Annotated in this window: 15 protein-coding genes; 4 read left to right on the top strand and 11 right to left on the bottom strand. The window is 60.8% G+C overall.

Annotated elements, in window-relative coordinates; all coding sequences use genetic code 11:
* Positions 1–141: 141 nt before the first annotated feature.
* From AB5Z54_RS04925 to aspS, 4 genes are all read right to left on the bottom strand, one after another.
* Entirely contained in the window at positions 142–363 is a 222-nt protein-coding gene (locus tag AB5Z54_RS04925; protein ID WP_006234774.1) for a FeoA family protein, read from the bottom strand.
* 40 nt (positions 364–403) lie between these two features.
* The gene (locus AB5Z54_RS04920) at positions 404–646 is read right to left on the bottom strand and encodes a FeoA family protein (RefSeq protein ID WP_040358815.1); all 243 of its coding nucleotides are present in this window, start codon (positions 644–646) and stop codon (positions 404–406) included.
* Between the two features lie 188 nt (positions 647–834).
* A complete protein-coding gene (locus tag AB5Z54_RS04915; RefSeq protein WP_022094361.1) occupies positions 835–1,083 on the bottom strand; it encodes an HPr family phosphocarrier protein in 249 nt (82 codons plus the stop codon).
* 357 nt (positions 1,084–1,440) lie between these two features.
* On the bottom strand, positions 1,441–3,228 hold the full coding sequence (gene aspS, locus AB5Z54_RS04910; RefSeq protein ID WP_117770446.1) for an aspartate--tRNA ligase: 1,788 nt from the start codon (positions 3,226–3,228) through the stop codon (positions 1,441–1,443).
* A gap of 256 nt (positions 3,229–3,484) precedes the next feature.
* Here aspS and serB point away from each other — a divergent pair, with 256 nt between their 5' ends.
* The 4 genes from serB (at position 3,485) to AB5Z54_RS04890 (ending at position 6,487) form a co-directional block, all read left to right on the top strand.
* Complete coding sequence (serB, locus tag AB5Z54_RS04905; protein WP_055285969.1) at positions 3,485–4,120, top strand: phosphoserine phosphatase SerB; 636 nt, start codon at positions 3,485–3,487, stop codon at positions 4,118–4,120.
* A gap of 114 nt (positions 4,121–4,234) precedes the next feature.
* Entirely contained in the window at positions 4,235–5,017 is a 783-nt protein-coding gene (gene larB, locus AB5Z54_RS04900; protein WP_368160586.1) for a nickel pincer cofactor biosynthesis protein LarB, read from the top strand.
* A 10-nt stretch (positions 5,018–5,027) separates the two neighbouring features.
* Positions 5,028–5,945 carry a nickel pincer cofactor biosynthesis protein LarC gene (gene larC / locus AB5Z54_RS04895; protein WP_368160584.1) on the top strand — a complete coding sequence of 306 codons (918 nt, stop codon included), beginning with the start codon at positions 5,028–5,030 and terminating at the stop codon, positions 5,943–5,945.
* A 2-nt stretch (positions 5,946–5,947) separates the two neighbouring features.
* Positions 5,948–6,487, top strand: coding sequence for a TetR/AcrR family transcriptional regulator (locus tag AB5Z54_RS04890; protein WP_368160581.1), 540 nt, complete (start codon positions 5,948–5,950; stop codon positions 6,485–6,487).
* 308 nt (positions 6,488–6,795) lie between these two features.
* On the opposite strand, the gene larD is transcribed toward AB5Z54_RS04890, so the two are convergent.
* From larD to AB5Z54_RS04855, 7 genes are all read right to left on the bottom strand, one after another.
* Positions 6,796–7,527: a D/L-lactic acid transporter LarD gene (larD, locus tag AB5Z54_RS04885; protein ID WP_349089204.1), complete on the bottom strand. Its 732-nt coding sequence runs from the start codon at positions 7,525–7,527 to the stop codon at positions 6,796–6,798.
* Between the two features lie 49 nt (positions 7,528–7,576).
* Positions 7,577–8,854, bottom strand: coding sequence for a nickel-dependent lactate racemase (gene larA, locus AB5Z54_RS04880; protein ID WP_329738554.1), 1,278 nt, complete (start codon positions 8,852–8,854; stop codon positions 7,577–7,579).
* 372 nt (positions 8,855–9,226) lie between these two features.
* On the bottom strand, positions 9,227–12,040 hold the full coding sequence (locus AB5Z54_RS04875; RefSeq protein ID WP_438265571.1) for a phosphoenolpyruvate carboxylase: 2,814 nt from the start codon (positions 12,038–12,040) through the stop codon (positions 9,227–9,229).
* Positions 12,041–12,297: 257 nt separating this feature from the next.
* Positions 12,298–13,611 (bottom strand): histidine--tRNA ligase, encoded by a 1,314-nt coding sequence (gene hisS, locus AB5Z54_RS04870; protein WP_117757833.1) that lies wholly within the window; start codon positions 13,609–13,611, stop codon positions 12,298–12,300.
* A gap of 304 nt (positions 13,612–13,915) precedes the next feature.
* Entirely contained in the window at positions 13,916–15,220 is a 1,305-nt protein-coding gene (locus AB5Z54_RS04865; protein ID WP_368160576.1) for an MFS transporter, read from the bottom strand.
* A gap of 123 nt (positions 15,221–15,343) precedes the next feature.
* Positions 15,344–16,450 (bottom strand): M20 family metallopeptidase, encoded by a 1,107-nt coding sequence (locus AB5Z54_RS04860; RefSeq protein WP_368160607.1) that lies wholly within the window; start codon positions 16,448–16,450, stop codon positions 15,344–15,346.
* Between the two features lie 301 nt (positions 16,451–16,751).
* Complete coding sequence (locus AB5Z54_RS04855; RefSeq protein ID WP_368160573.1) at positions 16,752–17,735, bottom strand: DMT family transporter; 984 nt, start codon at positions 17,733–17,735, stop codon at positions 16,752–16,754.
* Positions 17,736–17,763 lie beyond the last annotated feature (28 nt).

Here is a 17,763-nt window from a genome sequence, read left to right as displayed (position 1 = left end):
GATCTGAGAATCCGCCATTCAATCCTTCTTCCTTGTGTGCCTGCGCTGCTTTCTCCGCGCAGGCTGGATAATGTGCTTCAAAGATGCTGCATTAAGTTAGAAAAACCTAACTTTATCTGCAGAAATATGCGCCGCGAGTCCTTACTGGACCTCGACGACGGCGGCCTCCTCCTTGCGGATGGAAAGCTCGTAGCCGCGCACGTTGATCTCGACCGGATCACCGAGCGGTGCAACCTTCACGACCTTGAACGAAGTGCCCTTGATGAGCCCCAGGTCCATAAGGTGGCGGCGAAGCGCACCCTCACCGTGAAGCTTGACGATGGTGGAGCTCTCGCCCACCTTAACGTCACCCAACGTCTTCATTTACTTGTCCCCCTTTCAGTGCGTACAGAAATACCGTCGACTAACCGACGGTCATGATGTGCATGGCAACCTTGGAATCGATACCAAAGCGTGCGCCCAGCACAGTGACGATGATATTGGCGCCACTCGAGCTCACCACGTGAATTTCGCTGCCCTCGACAAAGCCGAGGTCCTTGAGGTGGTGCTTCATATCCTCATTGCCCTTTACACGAGACACGCGCACGGTTTCGCCCGCTTTTACCATCGAAAGCGGCATTGCCGGCATCTGCGGTCCGCAAGACATGAGTGGCTCCTAACGTCAGTTCGTCCTTCACATCGACGCAGCAAAAGTTAACCACGCCTATGTTCGCTTTAGTAAACTAACACGTGGTTAACTTTTTGGAAAGGGTCCCCATTCAGATTTCGAAAAAGTTTCCTATACGAAACAAAAGGGCGCGGCAAAGGACCATCCTTTACCACGCCCTGTCATGCTTAAAGCGAGAGATTTCTGATCGATGTGACACAGGAGGCCTCATCTACGCCCGAAACGCGGAAGATGATGTCCTCGCCGCACTCGCCGTAGAGAGCCATGAGTCCCATGACATCGCGGCCATCCGTGTGGCGATCGCCGATGCTGACTGACACGTCGCTACGATGCTTGGCAATGATGTCATAGAGCAGCGCAACCGGGCGGGCATGTAGTCCCAACGGATCTTTAATCGTCTTTGTAAACTCGACCATGTCCCCTCCCGCGGCATCGCACATTCGGCCGGCAAAACCCAGCCACGTGGTAGCTATTGTACCGTTAGATGCCTGTTGAGGGTGGGACGGAAACCGCATCCCATTTCGAGCGTCAATGATGGGACACAGTTTCCGCCAGAAGGCTCAACCGGAAAGTGCGTCCCATTATTTGGCTGGATTCTGGGTCGCAGTTTCCAAAAGGACCCTGTTTGGGAAACTGCGACCCGTTTTGGGCGCAAATTCCGGGTCGTAGTTTCCGCGACGCCCGGTCAACCTATGCCCTCGCAACACCCACGCATAAAAAACGAGGGAAGGCACGCGTCCTTCCCTCGTTACAGGCAATATGTAGCCGCTCGCCTACATCAGGCGCAGGCTGACGTCCTTGAGCTGGGCGCCGCTAACGGCACTCGGAGCGCCCGACATAAGGTCGGAGCCGCTGGCCGTCTTGGGGAACGCCATGACGTCGCGGATGGAGTCGGAACCGGTGAGCAGCATGCACACGCGGTCCAGGCCCAGAGCGAAACCGCCCATCGGGGGCGCACCAAACTTGAGGGCCTCCATGAGGAAGCCAAACTGAGACTCGGCGCGCTCCTCGGTAAAGCCCAGGAGCTTGAGCATAGACATCTGCATCTCGGCGTTGTGGATACGCATACCGCCGCCGCCGGCCTCAAAGCCGTCCATGACAAAGTCGTAGGTGCAAGAACCGGCTGCCAACGGGTCGGCCTCGATCTTGGCGATGTCGGTCTCGGTCGGCAGGGTGAAGGGCTGGTGCTCGGCGGCATAGGCCTTGCGGTCCTCATCCCAGTGGAACAGCGGGAAGTTGACGACCCACAGGAAGTCGTGGCCCTCGCGCTTGATCTCGAGTGCGTTGGCCATGTGAGAACGCATGCCGCCCAGGATCTCGTCGGAGAGCAGGCGCGGGCCGGCGGCGAACATCACAAGGTCGCCGGGCTCGACGTCCATGCGCTCGCGCAGAGCCGCCATCTCCTCGTCCGAGAAGAACTTGACGATGGGGCTGTTGATGGAGCCGTCCTCGCGGAATGCGATCCAGGCCAGGCCCTTGGCGCCAAACGTGGAGGCCACGCCGGCAAGCTTATCGATCTTGGCACGTGCCCAGGCGCCGGCGCCCTTGGCGTTGATGGCCTTGACGACAGAGCCCTCCTCGTTTGCGGCAGTCGCAAAGACCTTGAACTTGGAGTTGGCGAAGATGTCGGTCAGGTCGACCAGGTGCATGCCATAGCGGGTATCGGGCTTGTCGGAGCCATAGGTGTCCATGGCCTCCCAGTAGTCCATACGACGCAGCGGCGTGGGCATCTCGACGCCCATGCGGCCGAAGGCGTCGGCCAGGACCTCCTCGAGCGCGCTCATGACGTCGTTCTGGTCCACGAAGGACATCTCGATATCGACCTGGGTGAACTCGGGCTGACGGTCGGCACGCAGGTCCTCGTCGCGGAAGCACTTGGCAACCTGGTAGTAGCGCTCGACGCCACCGACCATGAGCAGCTGCTTCAGGAGCTGCGGGGACTGCGGCAGGGCGTAGAAGTTACCCGGCTGAATACGGCTGGGAACGATGAAGTCGCGAGCGCCCTCGGGCGTGGACTTGAACAGGGAGGGCGTCTCGACCTCCATGAACTCACGGTTGTGCAGCGCCTCCCGAATGGCAAAGGTAAAGTCGGAGCGCAGCTTGAGGTTGGCCATCATCTCGGGACGACGGAGGTCCAGATAGCGATAGCGCAGGCGGGTGTCCTCGCTCGTCTCGATGCCGTCCTCGATCTGGAACGGCGGGGTGACGGACGTGTTGAGCACCTCGGCGTGGTCGGTCAGGACCTCGATCTCGCCGGTCGCGAGCTTGGTGTTGGTGGTCTCCTCACCACGAGCGCGCACGACGCCGTGGATCTTGATGGGCCACTCGGGACGCATGGTCTCGGCGATCTTAAAGGCATCGCCGTCGGAGTGCTCGGGGTCGAAGGTGAGCTGCGTGATGCCCTCGCGGTCACGAAGGTCGCAGAAGATAAGGCCGCCGTGGTCGCGGCGACGACTCACCCAACCGGTGAGGGTGACCTCTTCGCCCACGTTCTCGAAGCGAAGCTCGCCGCAGGTACGGGTGTGCATGGAATGCTCATCGATGGGACGGGTCTGGCTCATACCAGTGATCCTCCTTTATGGATCTGTGCCGCCCCGTGTCGTTCCGGGCGGCGTCGTACAGATTTGCCCAGCCTGCGTAAACCGCGCAGCCAGACATGGCGTTCTATCTTATCGCACCTGTGTCGATGTGCCGCGGAAAAGTGGCTCCTGCCCAAAGACTTGACGGAGACGAAACAATTGATGCGTCGCGGCACCCGTCTGCACGCGTCACGTGCGACAATATGCCCCAATAAAACAGCACTTGGAAAGGCCCGTCATGACTGCACGGCTCATTGTTATGGATATCGACTCCACGCTCATCAACCAGGAGGTCATCGACCTGTTGGGCGAGGAGGCCGGCGTAGGCGAGCAAGTGGCGAAGATCACCGAGCGCGCCATGCGCGGCGAGCTCGACTTTAAGCAGGCGCTCGAGGAACGCGTGGGGCTGCTTGCCGGCTTGGACGAGAGCGTGTTCGAGCGCACCTTTGAGCGCGTGACGTTTACCCCCGGCGCGCTGGAGCTTGTGCGCTCGGCGCACAGCAAGGGCTGGAAGGTCGGCGTGGTAAGCGGCGGCTTTCACGAGGTCGCCGATAAGATCGTGGCCGCCGCGGGCATCGACTTTTGCCTCGCTAACCGCCTGGAGGTCGTGGACGGCAAGCTCACCGGCAAGCTGGCGGCAGACATTGTAACCAAGGAGTCCAAGCTCATCCAGCTGCTGGACTGGGCAGTTGAGTGCGGTGTCGACATGGCCCATACCGTCGCGATCGGCGACGGCGCCAACGACATCCCCATGATTCAGGCTGCGGGCACGGGCATCGCGTTTTGCGCCAAGCCCAAGACGCGCGAAGCCGCCCCGTTTGCCATCGACGAGCGCAACCTGATGCTCGCCATGGACATCATCCTGCGTGACTAGCCGATCCGTCTAACAATTGAATCAGTCTGTCCTATAGTTTCCGAACAATTTTGTCTTAGTGTTCGGAAACATACCCTTTGAGTGCTAGACTTTGCGCCGTCGAAGGGAACATATATGGATAAGCAAGATCTTGAGCAATTGCTGAGCGATGTTGCCGGCGGAGCAGTCACCCCGGCAGTCGCCCTCACGCGCATCCAAACGGCGCCAACCGCCGATCTGGGTTTTGCACAGCTCGATCTTTCGCGCGGAGTGCGCCAGGGAGCCGGCGAGGTTGTCTACGGTGCCGGTAAAACCGCCGAGCAAATTGCCGCCATTATCGAAGCGCTGCGCGATGCCGGCCAGGAGCGCATCCTGGTCACGCGCCTGGATGCCGAAAAAGCCACGCACACCGCTGAGCTTCTCGGCAACGACAGCGACCTGGGGTATGTCCCGGACGCCCAGCTCGCCCTCGTGGGCGGCAAGCCCTCCCCTACCGGCAACGGACGCATCGTTGTCGCCTGCGCCGGCACGAGCGACCTGCCCGTCGCCGAAGAAGCCGCGTTGACGGCCGAGTTCTATGGCAACGAGGTCGACCGCCTCTACGACGTAGGCGTCGCCGGCCTGCACCGCCTGCTCGCGCATGCCGAGGAACTCGCCCAGGCACAGGTGGTCATTGCCATCGCCGGCATGGAGGGCGCGTTGGCGAGCGTTATCGGCGGTCTGGTGAGCTGTCCGGTCATTGCCGTTCCCACCAGCGTGGGCTACGGCGCGAGCTTTGGTGGCGTAGCCGCGCTGCTCGCCATGCTCAACTCCTGTGCCAGTGGCGTTGCGGTCGTCAATATCGACAACGGCTTTGGTGCCGCCTACCAGGCAAGTCTTATCAATCATCTGAACGCCGGCACGCCCTGCGCCCGTTAAGGAGCATTCCATGTCCAACCATCAGCACACGCTTATCATCGACGGCACCTCGGGCATCAGCGGCGACATGACTGTCGCGGCCCTGCTCGACCTGGGCGCCAGCGAGGAGCACCTGCGCGAACAGCTCGCTACGCTGCCGGTCGACGGCTTTGAGATTGCCGTTACGCGCGTAAACAAGCATGGCATCGACGCCTGCGATTTTGACGTCCAGCTTGCAGAGGCGCTCGAGAACCACGATCACGATATGGCCTGGCTCTACGGCAACGAAGCGGCTGCCGAGCACACACATGAGCACGAGCACCACCATCATGGCCATGGCGAGCACGAACACGAGCACACACACGACCATGACCATGAGGCCCACGGCCATGGTCACGAGGGTCACCATCATGCCCACCACCATCACCACCGTTCTTTGGCGGACGTCACCGCCATCATCGACGGCTCGCAGCTAAGCGATGGCGCCAAGCGTCGCGCCCTCGCCATTTTTTCCGTACTCGCTGCTGCCGAGGCCAAGGCTCACGGCAAAACGCCCGACACCGTCCTGTTTCACGAGGTGGGCGCCGTCGACTCCATCGTTGACATCTGCTCGGTCGCCATCTGCCTCGATGACCTGGGCATCGAAGATATTGTCGTCGAGTCGCTCTCCGAGGGCCACGGAACCATCCGCTGTGCCCACGGCCTTATGCCCATTCCCGTCCCCGCTGTCGTCAACCTGTGCCAGGCGGGCAATATCGCCCTCACGCCTGCACCGGTCGCCGGCGAGCTCGTGACGCCCACGGGCGCCGCCATCGTCACTGCTCTGCGCACGTCCGACCAACTGCCCCCACGCTACCGCATCGAAGCCGTCGGCTACGGCGCCGGCAAGCGCCCCTACGAGGGTTGCTCCGGCACGCTCCGCTGTCTGCTCGTTCACGTGGATGCATAGCCATGGATGCCCGCAAGGCAAAAAGCCGCGCCGCCATCGTTGCGGCGTTCTCCGAGCTGCTACGCGAAGAGGACTACGGCAAGATTACCGTCGGCGACATCATCGCGCGCGCTCACGTAGGCCGTGCGACATTCTACGGTCTCTTTAAGAGCAAGGACGACCTACTGTCCGAGCTCGTGAGCGACATCTGCACCCACGTCCTCGACGACGATGGCACACCGCTCGACGACCCACTCGTGCAAGTCGAGCATATCCTCAACAACCTCTGGGAACGCCGTCAGGGCGTTCGAGCCCTCGTAGCCGGCGCCGGCTCACGCGTCTTCGCCGACTGTCTCCGCAAGACCATCATGTCGCGCGCAGCCGAAACCGTCTCCGCCGACCCCACGGGCCCCGCCAGCACCATGGACCGCAGCTTCCTACTACACCACATAGCCTCAAGCTTCGTAGGAATGGTCCAATGGTGGGCCTGGCACAACTTCCAAGCCCCAAAAGAGGACGTAGCCAAAGACTACCTCTCAGCCATAAAACCCCTCTTCAACTAAGTAAGAACCTCATCCCAAAGCATCGCCCCAACCCAGGCCGCCACGCATCCCAAAGTGTCACTCGCGCTTCACCGCCCCCAACAGCAACAAGCCCCTCCCATCCAAATCCAAATTCAGATTTATATGTTGGGCTGCTTGTTCCAACGCGGCCAAGATCCCGCAGCTGTCCGCATGGGGTAACTTCCCAGCGCATTCCGCAGGACGAAAGAACCCCCGCCGCACGAAGTGCGCAGCGGGGGTTCTTTCATGTCCGAGGACGCGCTGGGAAGTTACCCCATGCGGCCAGCGGACAACTATGTAGCCTCAGACTAGAACATGCCCAAGAAACCGTGCACAAACAGCGCGGCCAGAGCGGCACCGACAAACGGAGCGATGCCAGGAACGAGCAGGCCGTACTTCCAGTTGTTGTCAGCCTTGTTCTTGATCGGCAGCACCTGATAGGCCATGCGAGGACCAAGGTCACGAGCCTGGTTCATGGCGAAGCCGGTGATGCCGCCCATGCCCATGCCAACAGCCCAAACGATCAGACCGACGCAGATGGCGAGCATCAGAACGTTCTCGCCAGCACGGTTAGCAGCAGCAAGGATGGCGCTGATGAACACGAAGGTGCAGATAGCCTCGCAGAAGAAGTTGCGGGCATAGTTGGTGCCCTCGGTGGTGGGGTTGGTCGAGAAGATGTTGCGCTGAGCAATGGGATCGATGACACCATCGGAAGCCTTGAACTCATCGGCATACATCAACCACGCGATCACGGCACCCGCAAAACCGCCGAGCATATCAGCAACCATGAAGGGGATGCAGCTGCTCCACGGCACCAGGCCGACGATGCACTGGGCAAGCACCATGGCAGGGTTCATGCACACGGCGCCGCCAAAGATAAACAGAGCAACCGAGATGCCAAAAGACCAGGTGGTGATGGCAAACATGTGGCCGGAGCCCTGATACTTGGTGCCCTTAAGCACGGTATCGCAGTGCACGCCCACGCCAAAGATGATCATGAGGGCCGTTGCGCCGAATTCGCAGAGGAGTTTGGTAAGCATAAAACCTTATCTTTCTTGTCGGTTATAAACGATTCGTTTAGGCCGCGTACTAGTGCTGAGCGACGACAACGCCCAGGCCATCAGGAATGACGGCCACCTTGGCATCGGCACCCTTCATCTCAAAGGCGAGCTTGAGCGCCTCCTCGATAGTGTTGACCGGCGTCATGTGCATATCCTTGATCATCTGGTGATCGCACAGGTCGGTAACCATGATCACAGGGTGATGCGCCAGGATGCGGGCAAAGATCTGGCTCGTCCACTGGTCGGGCAGGGTCTCGTCCTTAGGACGGTCGATGCAGGCGCGCTCAAACTCTGCCGGATCATTGTCGGCGATGTTGTGATAGAAGCCCTCGCCACCGTGACCGTCGGCACAACCGGCGACATCGATGATCACGCCGCCCTCGGGAAGTGTGGCCTCTGCAGAGCACATGCCCTTCACGGCCTGATAGATGTTCTGGTCGAGCGGGTAGCCGCCGTTGGTGGTAATGGCAATCTCGCACTCGACGGGCTCAACGCCGGCAAGGCTCTTCACGAACTCGCAGCCAGCCTCGTGCGCCTTATGGATGTCGCCGGCAAAGGAGCCGATGACCTCGTGCTTGCCGTTGAGCACCACGTTGAGCACAAAGGCAAGGTGAGCCATCTCGGCAGCGGCAAACATGTCCTCGCTCACGTGGTTGTGGCACAGGTTGCCGGCACGCGAGTGGGAATCGTTCACAAACTGACCGTTGTGGTTGTACATGATGGTCTTGTAGCTGGCAATGCCAGGCAGGACGGACTTGCGGCTGCCAGAGAAACCGGCAAAGAAGTGCGGCTCAATAAAGCCCTCGGCAAGCAGCAGATCGCAATCGGCGGCAATCTTGTTGATGATGCACTCGCCACCAGAAGGCAGGGTGCCGATCTTTTTCATCATGCTGTCGTCAGTCGCGACATGCATAACGATTTCCTCGTTGGCAACGATCTCCTCGCCATACTTGTTGACGAGCTCCTCGTGCGTCGACGGACGATGCATACCCGTAGCAACCAGAATGCGAACGCGCGCCTCAGGCGCAGCGGAATGGATGTGATGCAGCAGAATAGGCATCGTCACACGCGAGGGAACGGGGCGCGTATGGTCGGAGCTAATGATGACGATATCCTTCTTGCCAGCACAAAGCTCCTCGAGCGAAGGCGAGCCATAAGGGTTGGCAAGCGACTCCTCCACAAGCTCTTCCTGCGATTTTGTAGTCTTAAACTCGTTTTGATGACCTTCCATCACACCCGCGAAGTTCTTATCCTCGAGCTCCAGATGCAACGTCTTGTGGTCAAACGGCAGTTCACATTCAAACAATGACGAGCGCCCTCTTCCTTTCAACTGACACACTAGATAAACCGTTGGAAGGATACGCCGCTCACCGAAAAACACCACCGTCCACCGATTCATTAACACAACGTTCATATTTGACCCACAACAAAACGGCCGCGACCCCAAACGGAACCGCAGCCGTCACAGCTGTAAGGCGCAAAGCGCGCCTTATTCCCTTCAACTTTAATCCCAGAAGACCGAGGACGAAGGGACCGATGGGTTTCCCTCTGAATGCATTCCGCAGCACGAAGCCCCCTTATCCGCAGCTCCGAAGGAGCAGGATAAGGGGGCTTCAAGTGCGAGGACGCATTCAGGGGGAAACCCGTCGGGTCCCGGTGAGAGTCACAGGGCTATCGATTACCCCGTGTTCTGCAATCCTGCCGAGACGCCGGTCACAGTCGAAAGAATCAGGCTCATGTATTCGGCCTTCTTCTCCTCGGCCATCTCGTCCTGGTTCATACGCACCTCGCGAAGGGCGCGGACCTGGGCGATGGACAGGGCGTCGACGTAGGGGTTACGCACGCGAACGGCGCAGCCGAGCACGCGGCGGCGCTGCAGCGGCCACTCGTCACCGACGATGGCAAGGACCCACTTACGCGTGAGCTGCATCTCGGTGAAGACCTTCTCGGACAAATCATCGCGGTCGCCCAGGTGCAGATACATCTTGGCGATGCGCTGATCGGTCTTGGCGATCGACATCTCGATGTTGTCGATGAACGTGCGGAAGAACGGCCACTCCTGGTAGGCAGCCTTGAGCTGGTCAAGATCGCCAAGCTGCTCGCAGGCGGTGCCCAGGCCGTACCAAGCGGCCAGGTTAATGCGCGCCTGGCTCCAGCTGAAGATCCACGGAATGGTACGCAGGTCGTCGAGCGACTTGGCACCCAAGCCGCGCTTGGCGGGACGCGAGCCGATCGGCAGCAGACCGACCTCGGTCAGCGGCGTCACGGTCGAGAACCACGGTGTAAAGTCCTCGGTGTTCAGCAGGTCCAGATAGCGCTCGTGGCTTGCGGTGTTGAGCTTCTCGGCCATACCCCAGAACTTCTGCGTGGTCTCGGTGTTGGTCTTCTCGACACTCGGGGCCGACTGCAAAAGCGTTGCGGCGGCAACGGACTCAACATGGCGCTGAGCCAGCGTGCGGTTGCCGTAACGGGCAAAGATGACCTCGCCCTGCTCGGTGAGCTTAAAGAAGCAGTTGACCGAACCCTTGGGCTGCGCCAGCACGGCCTTGTTGGCCGGGCCGCCGCCACGGCCCACGGCACCGCCGCGACCGTGCATGAGCACCAGGTCGATATTGTTCTTCTCGGCCCACTTGGCGATGCGCTCCTGCGCGGAGTGCAGCGCGAGCATGGCCGTGGTAGGACCGGCGTCCTTGGAGGAATCGGAGTAGCCCAGCATAACCTCCATGCGGCGGTTGGTCTGGGCAAGGCGCTTTTGCACCACGGGCAGCGTAAGCATCTGATCGAGCACGTCGACGCAGCCCTCGAGGTCCTCGAGCTGCTCGAACAACGGGATCACGTCGAGCTCGGGGACATCCTCCTCGTGTGCAAAGGACAGGTGCGCCAGCTCAAAGACGTCGGCCACATGCTGAGCGCTCTTGGTGAACGAGATGATGTAGCGGTGCGCCATCTTCTTGCCGTAGCGCTTTTGGATGGAGCCGATAGCGCGGAAGGTATCGATGACCTCGCGCGTCATGGGCTGCAGGTCGCCATGGATACCGTTCTCGTGGATATCCTTAAGGGCGCGGGCATGCACCACGGAGTGCTGACGGAACTCCATCTCGACCATATGGAAGCCGAAGGACTCGACCTGCCAGATGATGGTCTGCACCGGACCGTAGGCAGCACGGACGGCACCGCAGGCGGCCAGCGAACGCTGGACGACGCGCAGGTCATCCAGGAACTCGTCGGCGCTGTGGTACATGGTGTCGGTGATACGACGGACGGTGGCGTTCAGGCGGTCGGCCATGACGAGCATGACGGCGCGATGCGGCTCGTGCTCGGAGATCAGCTCGGCGCGGGCCGTGTAACGAGGGCTCATCTCGACCTGATGGTTCCACAGGTTAATGAGCTCGGCCGACGGCTTGCTGTAGGTAGCCTCGAGCGTGAGGTTGCGGCCGATGTGGCGGCACTTGTCCTCGAGCTTGAGCACCATGTGCGTAAAGTACTTGGCGGCGACCTCACGGCTCACCTTGGCGGTGACGTTGGGGTTACCGTCGCGGTCGGAACCGATCCAGCTGCCGGGATGGAAGAACGCCGGGCACAGCGGCGGCACAGTACCGGCCTTGTCGCCCAGCACCCAATCGTCAAAACGACGATAGATAACGGGGATAACGTCGAACAGCGTGTTATCGAAGATGTCGATGATGGTATCGGCTTCCTCGACCGGCGTGGGCTTCTTGAGCGCGATGGGACTCGTACGCACCAGGGCGTCGATCTCCTGCAGCATATGGCGCTCGTTCTCCACCAGGTCGGAGCCGCCCAGACGCGGACGCTCCTCCAGCAGGTTGGAGATACGGCGGATCTTGCCCTCGACGGCCTTACGACGGGCCTCGGTGGGATGTGCGGTAAAGACAGGGTGGAACTCGAGCTTGTCGAGCAGCTCGTTGGCACCCTCGACACCCAGCTCATTCACCAGCTGGTGATAGGCAACGGTAAGCTCGTTGGCAGGATCGACCTCGGTATCGGTCGACGCACCGGCCTCGCGCTCGCGCAGCTGCGCCACACGGTAGTTCTCCTCCGACAGGTTTGCCAGATGGAAAAAGCTCGTAAAGGCGCGAACGATGACCTGCTGCTTATCGAGCGGCAGGCTGTCGATCAAATCGACGACCTCACGAAATGCCACGGCAGTGGGCTCGTCGGCGGTGGGCACGCCCTGCTCGTCGACGGCTTCGTCGGCAGCGCAGGTACCGGGGTTGCCGGCATTGACCACAATCTCGGCTGTCAAAATCTTGTCGAACAGGTCCGCGATCTCGGGATCATACTCGCTAAGCACACGGCGCTCCAGGCGCAAGAACAGCGCCAGATTGTCGCGCAGCTCCTCGGGGATCTCGATCTCGGCGAGACGCTCCCTGGACTCGGCATTCGAGCCGATTCGGTTAACGAGGCGGTTGACCACGGCAGCGACGCGCGCCGCGGCTTCGGGTACAGACTGGTTGCTTAGGTTCTCAGCCACGTTTCCTCCCATTCCTCCTTCTATGCACGTAACATGCGGTATTCATTATAGGCGCTTGAGAAATACTTTCGACACTGATTGCGCTTTACCACACAAAAGTATTTTCTGCATTGCAAAGGTTTTTGCCCTAAATGGTCGTATTTCTCGGTGGGCGGCATACGTAAACGGGGGCATTCCGCATAAAAGCGAAACACCCCCGTAACAATCGCTCTCCATGAGCAGGGCACGTTAGCAGGCCCGAAGCTCAAAAAGATGCGCTACAGGCGCTCGCGAACCGCCTCGACGACGTTGGCCAGATCGGCAAGGACCTCTTCATGGCTCTCCATGTCGCGCACCTTGACCTTGCCGGCGGCAAGCTCGTCGCCGCCCAGGACTAGGATGAGCTTGGCGCCTACCTTATCGGCCTGCTTAAACTGGGCCTTGAGCGAACGGCCCTGATAGTCGGCCTCGGTCACAATCCCTGCAGCGCGAAGCTCCTGCGTGATGGCAAAGACGTTCTGGCGCAGCTCCTTGCCGGCATTGGCGACATAGACGCACGGGGCCTCCTCGGCACCCAAGTCGTTACCGAATGCCTGAAGGGCCAGCAGCGCACGCTCAAAACCGACAGCGAAGCCGACGCCTGCCGTGGGCTTGCCGCCCTCGAGCTCGACCAAGCCGTCATAGCGACCGCCGCCACCGATGGAGCCGACGCCGGCGCCGGGAGCCTCGACCTCAAAGACGGTACGGGTGTAGTAGTCCAGGCCACGCACCAAGGTGGGATCCTCGACATACTCGATACCCGCCGCATCCAGATAGCGCTTGACCTGCTCGTAGTGCTCGCGGCACTCGTCGCACAGGTTGTCACCCATCAGCGGGGCGTCGGCCATGATCTCGCGGCAATGGTCGTTCTTGCAGTCGAAGGCGCGCAGCGGGTTGAGCTCGGCGCGCTCGCGGCACTCGTCGCACATCTCGTCGGCGTGATCGAGGATAAACTGCTTGACCTGCTCGCGGTAAGCCGGACGGCACTGGGCGTCACCCATCGAGTTGATGAGCAGACGGAGCTTGGAAAGATCGAAGCCCAGGCGCTTGTAGAACTCCATGAGCATGATGATGCACTCGGCGTCTGCTGCCGGATCGGGAGCGCCGAGCCACTCGATGCCCACCTGGTGGAACTGGCGCAGGCGACCCTTCTGGGGACGCTCGCCACGGAACATGGCCTCGGCGTAGTACGCCTTAAACGGCGTGGAGCCCTGGGGCACCAGATTGTTCTCCACGACGGCGCGCACCACACCGGCCGTGCCCTCGGGGCGAAGTGCCAGGCGCTGCTTGGGCTTGAGTTTGGTGTCGGTGCCCTCGGTAAAAACGCGCTCCAAGTTGGCGCCGCTAAAGACGCGGAACATCTCCTTGCGCACGACGTCGGTCGACTGGCCGATGCCGTGGACAAAAACGTCCACCTGCTCGATCGCGGGCGTCTCGATGGGCTTAAAGCCAAACGGCTCGAACACGCCGGCAGCAATCTGCTGCATCTTTTGCCAGGCGCGCATCTCGGCGCCGATAAGGTCGCGGGTTCCCTCCGCCTTCTGTGCCTGCATGGGCAAACACCTTTCTTTTGTATCGCGTCATAGGTAACGGTCATTATACGGCACAAACGCAAACAGCGGCGGCGCGTCTGACCGAACGAGGGTATGGGGACTCGTTCGGCCAGACGCGCCGCCGCTGTTTGTGATCCCTTTTTCTCCGTCCCCTTCGGATCACGTGATCCCTTGGGGGCGGAGGAAAAGGGATCATTTCGTAGGCCCGTGGCCGCCTTGGAAACCGAATGATGGTACGAGCATCCATTCGGCTTCCAAGGCGGCCACGGACAGAACGGGGCGAACAGAAAAGAGCGACGGACGTCTACTCCCCCGCCACGCTCGCGCGCAGCTTGGCGGCGATGGGCTCCGAGGTCAGCAGGAATACGAGCATGACCACGGAGCACGCCAGGCACACAATCCAGGTGCTCGCAAAGGAGCCTGTGGCATCGAACAGCACGCCCGAGACAATGGCGCCCACGGTGCCGCCGACCATCTCGAGCGAGGTGATGGTGCCCGTGACCTTGCCGAGGTCGGCCATGCCAAACTGCTTGGACGCGGCGATAGTAGGCGTGATGGTGCCCATGCACGTTCCGATACCAAAGCTCACGGCGGCCACAATAGGACCAAGATCGGTCGCGGGGAAGCACAGAGCAACGCAAGCGATAATGCACGCAACGGATCCCAGCACGTTGCCAAAACGCAGGCCAAAGCGATCGTAGATGGCGCCGAGCGAAATCTTGGCGATAACGACGGTGACCATATAGGCCGAAAGCACCGTACCGGCCCACATGGGATCGTGACCGCCCGTGACGATCTTGGCACCGTTGACGGTAACGCTCGTCATGTTGGTGACCTGGTTGGGCAGGATGGCGCCATTGACCAAGCCCATAAAGAGAAAGGCGACGATAAGCAGCCAAAACGCCGGGCTCTTCTTGATACGAGACCAGCCGACGCTAACCTCGGGCACCGTGTGCTCGTCCTTGTCGCCAGCCGTCGAGACGGACGGATCGCCCGGGTTCTCGCCGAGCGGCTTAAGGCCGATCTCGGAAGGCTTGGTGCGGAAGGAATAGGCCGTGATGGGCAGTGCCGCCACAATGCAGACGGCAGCGAGTACCAGGAACGCAGAGCGCCAGCCCACACTCACGATAAGCGAGCTCACGATCGGCGAGAGAATAGCGCCGCCAAAGCCCGAGCCCGAAAGTGCGATGGAGATGGCAAGGCCTCGCTTGGCGGTAAACCAGTTGGCGGTCACTAGGCTGATGAGCAGGCGGGTCGAGGCCACAGCGAAGCAGCCCGAAACGGCAAAGAGCACGTAGACCTGCCACAGCTCACCGACAAAGCTCATGCCAGCAAGCACCGCCGAGGTAGCGATAACGGTGAGCGAGCCCAATATGCGGCCACTCACCTTATCGGCAACATGGCCGATAACGAGCGAACCCACGACACTCACCACGGTGGAGATGGCATTGGAGATGTTGTACTGCGCAAGGGAAATGCCCAGGTCGCTGACGATCAGCGGCTGGAACAGGCTCATGCAGTTGACGAAAATCGTGTAGCACGTGGCCATGATCACGAAGCCGGAGGTCACCACGAGCCAGCCGGGGAAGAACTTACGCTGCTGGGACATACTGCTCCTTATTTAACAGACGGATAGCCGGCGCCGGGCGCCGGTAGTGCCCAAGATTGCCTTGAAAGACAAGGGCATAGGCCTTACGGCCATGCCCGCAGGCTTGAAAGGCAAGGTTGGGTGCTACCGGTGGTCGGCGATATAGCCCAAAGCGACGGCGGTATAGGCCGCGGCACCGAGCGGCAGCTCGGCATCGTTAAAACGTGCCTTGGGATGGTGCTGGGCAAAGTGTTCGTCCGTGTCGGTTACGGCCGCGCCCACGGTAAAGTACGCACTCGGAATCTCGCTCGAGATAAGCGCAAAGTCCTCACTCGCCATGGCATGGAAAAGCGGCAAGAAAGCCGCCTTGGGCAGCACTGCGCCCACGTAGCCAAGCGACGCCTGAGTCATATCGCTGTCGAGTACAAGCGGCGGAACATCCGAAAGCGTCTCGATGGTCGCCGGCGTACGATAGGTCGTAGCAACGCCGTTAACGACCTCCGCGATGCGGGTCTTTAGGTGAGCCATGAGCTCAACATCAAAGCCGCGCAGCGTTCCCTCGAGCACGCAGGTGTCGGGGATGACGTTGGCCGCCAAGCCGCCGGCGAACTTACCAACGGTAAGTGCGACTTCCTTGGCCGCCGGCACCTCGCGGGAGATAAGCTCCTGGAGCGCCAGGTGCACGTGGACGCCGGCCGTGATGGGGTCGATGCAGATCTCGGGGCTGGAACCGTGGCCGCCCTTGCCCTGGAGCGTGATGCGGAAACCGTACACACCCGAGAGCGCCGGGCTGCCGTAGAGCACCAGGCCAAGCGGCGACTGGCTGTTGACATGCATGGCAAAGGCCGCCTGAGGGCGCGGGTTCTCGAGCAAGCCGTCGGCGATGGCAGCGCGTGCTCCCTCAAAGGTCTCCTCGCCCGGCTGGAACAGCAACTTGACGGTAGCGTTGGCCTCCACAAGCTCGGCCTCGCGGGCCTTGAGCAGGCGCGCCGCACCAAGCAGGGCCGTCGCGTGCATATCGTGACCGCAAGCATGCATGCAGCCATTGGTGGATGCAAAGGGCTCGCCGGATTCCTCGACAACGGGAAGGGCATCCATATCGCCTCGGAGCATGACGACCGTTCCGGCCTGCTCGTCCTTGCACGTGCCATTGCCCTGAGCGGCCGCACCGGCACCGATCAGGCCAACGACGCAGGAACCGTCGACTAGCGTGGTATGGGGGATGTCCATCTCGTCCAGACGTGCCTGGATATAGGCAGACGTCTACGGAAGATTGTTACCCAGCTCGGGCATCTGGTGTAGATCGTGTCGCCATGCAGCGAGCTCGTCTGCAAAAGCCTGAGCTTCTGCGACAAGACCGTCACCGATAGCGGCCTGCGCCGCCGCGGTGGCCTGGGGCGCTGGTTGCGGTTGAAAATCGGACAGAGCTGATGCCATAGAAGCCCTCCAGTAACGTTTTTGCAGCACGCACTTTGATAGCGTAAAGTGCAAGGTACAACTGTAAGGGCATGACATAAAAATGCCGCCCTGGGAGGGCGGCGCAACAAGTTGTTTACAATTGCGGGTGTGATTTTCGGCGCAAGAAATCGAAATGCGTCTCGCTCAAGATAATCGAAAGAAAGATGAGCGCGAAGCCGGCGAGCAGGCGCGAGGTGAGCGCCTCCCCCATCAGCAGCACCGAGAACAGCACGCCCGAAGGCGACTCCATCGAAAGGAGCAGTGAGCCCGTCGAGGCCGAGACATGCGCCAGGCCGACGTTTTGGATGAGCAGAGCCGCGCATGTGCAACCAACCGAGAGAAACGCCATCGCGCTGATAAAGCTCGGCGCCCACACGGACAGAGGCGCTTGGGTCTCGAATAGCAGCGACGTTGCCAGGCTCAGCACGCCGTTGCCCACAAACATCCAAAACGTGATGACGTTGATGTCCATTTTGCGACCGTACTTGGCAGTCACCGCCATCTGGATGGCGAAAAAGACCGCACCCGCCAGCGTAATGACATCACCGATGTTGAATTCAACGCTATCGAGCGCCACCAAGCCAATGCCCGCCAAGCACAGCAGCGCCGCGCCCAGGTTATAGCGGGTGAGTTTTTCGCCGCTCAGAAAATAGCTCGCGAACGGCACAACGATGCAATACGTGCCCGTCAAAAAAGCATTCTTGCCCGCCGTGGTGTGCGCCAGACCGACTGTCTGCAGGGCGTAGGCGGCCCACATAAGTGCGCCCATGCCAAGTCCGACGATAAGGTTGCGGGCGTTGAGGTGCGCGATGATGCGCTTGTGGAAGATGAAAAACATGACCAACGCCGCAGGCAGAAAGCGCACGTAGAGCAGTTCGAACACCGGAATGGTGTCGAGCGCGTCCTTCATGGTCGTAAAGGAGTAGCCCCAGACGACTGCCACCGAAAGCAGCAGGACTTTCCAGAACAGCGGCGAGCGAGCGCCGGCGCCGCGGGAGGTGCCGCCCGCGCCCAGGTCCTCGCGAGCAACAGGGCTATCGGGCATCATTTCGATATTGTCAGTGGCATGCTGGGCCATAGGGCATCCTCGCGCTCAATCTGGGCGT

It is taken from the genome of Collinsella aerofaciens (genome assembly GCF_040910185.1).
GTDB classification, from domain to species: Bacteria; Actinomycetota; Coriobacteriia; order Coriobacteriales; family Coriobacteriaceae; genus Collinsella; species Collinsella aerofaciens_BF.
This window is presented reverse-complemented; position numbering and strand designations above follow the sequence as displayed.

Bases quoted from the DNA above. Each gene is read 5' to 3' on its own strand.
- AB5Z54_RS04925 (WP_006234774.1), bottom strand. From the start codon at position 363: ATGAAGACGTTGGGTGACGTTAAGGTGGGCGAGAGCTCCACCATCGTC.
- AB5Z54_RS04920 (WP_040358815.1), bottom strand. From the start codon at position 646: ATGTCTTGCGGACCGCAGATGCCGGCAATGCCGCTTTCGATGGTAAAA.
- AB5Z54_RS04915 (WP_022094361.1), bottom strand. From the start codon at position 1,083: ATGGTCGAGTTTACAAAGACGATTAAAGATCCGTTGGGACTACATGCC.
- aspS (WP_117770446.1), bottom strand. From the start codon at position 3,228: ATGAGCCAGACCCGTCCCATCGATGAGCATTCCATGCACACCCGTACC.
- serB (WP_055285969.1), top strand. From the start codon at position 3,485: ATGACTGCACGGCTCATTGTTATGGATATCGACTCCACGCTCATCAAC.
- larB (WP_368160586.1), top strand. From the start codon at position 4,235: ATGGATAAGCAAGATCTTGAGCAATTGCTGAGCGATGTTGCCGGCGGA.
- larC (WP_368160584.1), top strand. From the start codon at position 5,028: ATGTCCAACCATCAGCACACGCTTATCATCGACGGCACCTCGGGCATC.
- AB5Z54_RS04890 (WP_368160581.1), top strand. From the start codon at position 5,948: ATGGATGCCCGCAAGGCAAAAAGCCGCGCCGCCATCGTTGCGGCGTTC.
- larD (WP_349089204.1), bottom strand. From the start codon at position 7,527: ATGCTTACCAAACTCCTCTGCGAATTCGGCGCAACGGCCCTCATGATC.
- hisS (WP_117757833.1), bottom strand. From the start codon at position 13,611: ATGCAGGCACAGAAGGCGGAGGGAACCCGCGACCTTATCGGCGCCGAG.
- AB5Z54_RS04865 (WP_368160576.1), bottom strand. From the start codon at position 15,220: ATGTCCCAGCAGCGTAAGTTCTTCCCCGGCTGGCTCGTGGTGACCTCC.
- AB5Z54_RS04855 (WP_368160573.1), bottom strand. From the start codon at position 17,735: ATGGCCCAGCATGCCACTGACAATATCGAAATGATGCCCGATAGCCCT.